The 4,209-nt window shown below is 65.3% G+C and carries 4 protein-coding genes; 1 reads left to right on the top strand and 3 read right to left on the bottom strand.

Going from position 1 to position 4,209, the window contains the following annotated elements; translation table 11 throughout:
* Nucleotides 1–27: 27 nt before the first annotated feature.
* From SP6_RS12565 to thiD, 3 genes are all read right to left on the bottom strand, one after another.
* Nucleotides 28–1,167 carry a site-specific DNA-methyltransferase gene (locus SP6_RS12565; protein WP_007407170.1) on the bottom strand — a complete coding sequence of 380 codons (1,140 nt, stop codon included), beginning with the start codon at nucleotides 1,165–1,167 and terminating at the stop codon, nucleotides 28–30.
* Nucleotides 1,168–1,397: 230 nt separating this feature from the next.
* Nucleotides 1,398–1,994, bottom strand: a complete 597-nt coding sequence (rnhB, locus tag SP6_RS12560; RefSeq protein WP_007407165.1) for a ribonuclease HII — start codon at nucleotides 1,992–1,994, stop codon at nucleotides 1,398–1,400.
* Between the two features lie 174 nt (nucleotides 1,995–2,168).
* Nucleotides 2,169–2,996 carry a bifunctional hydroxymethylpyrimidine kinase/phosphomethylpyrimidine kinase gene (thiD, locus tag SP6_RS12555; protein WP_037570364.1) on the bottom strand — a complete coding sequence of 276 codons (828 nt, stop codon included), beginning with the start codon at nucleotides 2,994–2,996 and terminating at the stop codon, nucleotides 2,169–2,171.
* Nucleotides 2,997–3,277: 281 nt separating this feature from the next.
* Between thiD and SP6_RS12550 the strand changes: the two genes are divergently transcribed.
* The gene (locus SP6_RS12550; protein ID WP_007407168.1) at nucleotides 3,278–4,162 is read left to right on the top strand and encodes a bestrophin family protein; all 885 of its coding nucleotides are present in this window, start codon (nucleotides 3,278–3,280) and stop codon (nucleotides 4,160–4,162) included.
* The last annotated feature ends 47 nt before the right edge of the window (nucleotides 4,163–4,209 follow it).

Raw genomic sequence — 4,209 nt, 5'->3', positions numbered from 1 at the left:
CCTCCCCTTACAGGGGAGGAATAGGTGTTACGGCTGGGTGGCCAACAGCCAGGTCTGGCGCATGGCGTCGATCGGCTTCAGCGCGCCCTCCAGTTCATAATGCCAGAAGGTCCAGCCATTGCAGGTCGGCCGGTTCTGGAGCAGCGAGCCCAGCCGGTGGATCGACCCGGCCTGCCCGCAATCGGACAGCAGCGAGCCATCCGCGCGCACCGTCGCCCGCCATTTCCGCTTGGCGTCCATCAACGGCATGCCGGGGGCCAGATAACCGGTTTCGACGAGCGTCCCGAACGCGACCTTGGGCTGCGCCTTGGGACTCTGCATCGTGGCGAGCGCGCTTTCGTCGAGCGGCAAGGCGGCCTCGATCCGTTCGATCGCGGCGGCGCAATAGGTCGGCTCGCGCTCGATCCCGATCCAGCGGCGGCCCAGCCGCTTGGCGACCGCGCCGGTCGTGCCGGTCCCGAAGAACGGATCGGCGATCACATCGCCCGGCCGCGTGCAGGCGAGCAGGATGCGATAGAGGAGTGCCTCGGGCTTCTGGGTCGGATGGACCTTGTGCCCGTCCTTTTTCAGCCGCTCCTGACCGCCGCAGATCGGGAATTCCCAGTCCGAGCGCATCTGGATCTCGTCGTTCAGCGTCTTCATCGAGCGATAGTTGAAGGTGTATTTCGCCTTCTCGCCCTTCGACGCCCAGATCAAAGTCTCATGCGCATTGGTAAAGCGGGTGCCCTTGAAATTGGGCATGGGGTTGGACTTGCGCCAGATGATGTCGTTGAGGATCCAGAAGCCCAGATCCTGCACCGCAGTTCCGACGCGGAAGATATTGTGATAGCTGCCGATCACCCAGAGCGAGCCATTGTCCTTGAGCACGCGGTAGCATTCGGCGAGCCAGGCGCGGGTGAAGGCGTCGTATGCGGCGAAGGTGTCGAACTTGTCCCAGGCGTCGGTGACGGCGTCGACATGGCTGCCATCCGGGCGGAACAGCTCGCCGCCGAGTTGCAGATTATAGGGCGGGTCGGCGAAGACCATGTCGACCGACTTGTCGGGCAGCGAGCGCAGCGCGGCGATGCAATCGCCCATCAGGATCTGGTCGAGGGGCAGAACCTCTTCGCGTTCTGTCGCGATCGGTCGCGCCCCGATCGGCCGTCCCACCGTCTGGATGACCCCCATCGTGTACCGTCCCTTCTGCCCTCAGACCCTCGCATCGACCCGGAACGAGTCGGTCGTCAAGGGGCGATTCGCGGGCACGACTCGTGGGAATCCGCCAGATTCGGTGATCTGTTGCGATTGCGTGGCAGATATTGGGGGTGTGGATAACTTTGCCCCCAAGGGAGTGGGGGTGTGGCGAGGGTGACTCGTCTTAACCAAAATTCCTGCCCCGGCATGGGACGGGCCGGAATTCAGAGGTCGAGATAGCATTGCGCCACCGGCGCGAAGCTGCGGCGGTGGAGCGGGGTGGGGCCATGTTCGCGCAAAGCGGCCAGATGCGTGGCCGAGCCATAGCCCTTGTTCGAATGCCAGCCATAAGCCGGCCAATCCTCGGCCGCCGCGATCATCATCTCGTCGCGGACATGCTTGGCGACGATCGAGGCGGCGCCGATCGCCAGTGACTTGGCATCGCCGCCGACGATCGCGGTGGCGGTGTAGCCCCATTTGGGTAAGCGGTTGCCGTCGACCAGCACATGGGCGGGCGCGCGTCCCAAGCCCGCGACCACGGCATCGACCGCCAGCGTCATCGCCTTCATCGTCGCCCAATAGATGTTCAGCCGGTCGATCTCCTCCGGCTCCACCACGCCGACGCCGACGATCGCGCAAGACCGGATCTCTGCGCACAGCCGCGCGCGCGTCTTCTCGGTCAGCTTCTTGGAATCGTTGATGCCGCTGGGGCAATCGCGTTCGGGCAGGATCACGGCGGCCGCGACCACCGGTCCTGCCAGCGGCCCGCGCCCCGCCTCGTCCACGCCGCACAGGGGCATGGGAAAACCGGTATCGACCATGGCGGGGGGCTTTATCGGGGTGGAGCGGTGTCCACAAGAGATCCTCCCCAAAACGGGGGGGGCACGATGCGCAGCATGGTGGAGGGGGCGTGCGGCAGGGCGCGTCCTTTGTGGCAGGCCCCCTCCGTCAGCACTGCGTGCTGCCAAATCCTCGTACCGGGGAGGAGTCGGGTTTCACCCCCAGCGCGCGGCGAATGCCGCCGCATCCCAACCTTCGCGGCTGAGCGCGGCGAGCAGGTGGTAGAAGGGCACCATGCCCAGCCCATGCCCCATCGGCCCATGTCCTTGGCCCAACCCCGGCGCGGCGGCGAGTGCGGCCTGGACGAAGGCGATGGCGCGGTCGACCGAATCCGCCAGCGGCAGTCCCTGCCCCAGGCCGGTCGCGATCGCGCTGGCCAGCGTACAGCCAGTGCCATGGGTCGAACGGGTGTCGAGCCGAGGATGCTGCCAGCGTTGTTCGCCCTCCGCCTCGACCAGCCGGTCCTCGATCACCGGGCCTTCGCCATGCCCGCCCTTGACCAGCAGGGCGCGGGTCTGGTGTCGCACCACCGCTTCACCGCCCAGCGCCGCCAGTTCGGGCAGATTGGGCGTGGTCAGTGCGGCAAGGCCCAGGAAGCGGCGAAAGGCCGCGATGACATCGGCATCGGCGAGCACCGATCCGCTGGTCGCGATCATCACGGGATCGAAGACGACCGGCAGGCTCAGCGTTTCCAGACGATCAGCCAGTGCATGGGCGGTTTCGGCCGATCCGATCATCCCGATCTTGACCGCATCGGCGCCGATATCGCTCAGCACGCTGTCGATCTGCGCCATCACCATGGCGGTGGGGACCGGATGCACCGCCTGCACCCCCAGCGTGTTCTGCGCGGTGATCGCGGTGATCGCGGTCATGGGATGGCCGCCCAGCATCGCCACGGTCTTGATGTCCGCCTGGATGCCGGCGCCGCCGCCGGAGTCGGAGCCGGCGACGATCAGGATGCGGGGCGGAGGGGAGGACGTCATGTTTTTCGTCATGCCCGGCCAGCCTCTGTGCGGCAAGGGCGGCCCCGGCGATCATGTGTACGGACGGTATTTGGGCGTCCCAAGAAATGCCAACGTTTGAACGGGTTGCCGGCGGTCCAGTCGATGGCAAGTCTATGGCGGTTCGTGACGTTTGATGTCCGGTGCCCGTCCGCCCCTTCCTTTGCTGCATCGCACTATTATTTCGGTGGCGCATCCAACCGGATTGCCCGGCGTTGCTGCGCCCTGAGGAACACTGGGTGGCCGTTTGAGGGAGACCTGATTTGATCGTCGATGCCGTACCCCGCACCCGCATCATCATCGCCGAGGTTTGGCGGCCTTTGCTGGCGCTGTTCATCTGGGACGTGATCGTCACGATTGCTTACTATGTATTGCCGTTCAAGGCGCCGTCGCTGCCGCTGACCCTGTTCGGCACAGCGCTTGCCCTCTTTCTGGGGTTCCGCACCAACTCGGCCTATCAGCGCTGGTGGGAGGGGCGGCAGCTCTGGGGCCTGATGATCAACGCTTCGCGCAACATCGCGCGTAGTGCGCGCAACTTCCTGCCCGATCCCGAGGCGCATGATCTGAAGCGTTCGATCGTGCTGCGCCAGATCGCCTATGTGAATGCGCTGCGCTGTCAGTTGCGAAAACAGCCGGTCGATGGCGAAGTGCTGCGCTTCCTGTCGCAGGGCGAGGCGGAACCCTCGCTTCAGCGGACCAACACCGCCAATGGCCTGCTCGACGGCACCGGTCGCCGGATCGACGATGCGCGCCGCAATGGCTGGATCGACACCATTCAGCAGACGCAGATGGAATCGGTGCTGGTCGACATCGCCAATTCGCAGGGCGGCATGGAGCGATTGAAGAACACGCCGCTGCCCAACCAGTATCGCTTTATCCCGGCCTTCTTCACCCGGCTGTTCTGCGTGCTGCTGCCGATCGGTCTGGTCGAGACACTGGGTTTCGCCACGCCGGTGGGTTCGTCGATCGCAGGCCTGATGTTCCTTGCCGCGCTTCAGATCGGCGACGATCTGGTCGATCCCTTTTCCGACACGGTCCACGACCTGCCGCTGAGCGCCATGTGCCGAACGATCGAGATCGATCTGCTCCAGGCGATCGGCGATCCCGCGCCCGAGCCGATGAAGCCGGTCGATGGGGTGTTGTGGTAAGCTTCTCTTGTTCCTCCCCTGCAAGGGGAGCTGGCAGGCCGTCAGGT

It is taken from the genome of Sphingomonas paucimobilis NBRC 13935 (assembly GCF_000739895.2).
Taxonomy (GTDB): domain Bacteria; phylum Pseudomonadota; class Alphaproteobacteria; order Sphingomonadales; family Sphingomonadaceae; genus Sphingomonas; species Sphingomonas paucimobilis.
This window is presented reverse-complemented; position numbering and strand designations above follow the sequence as displayed.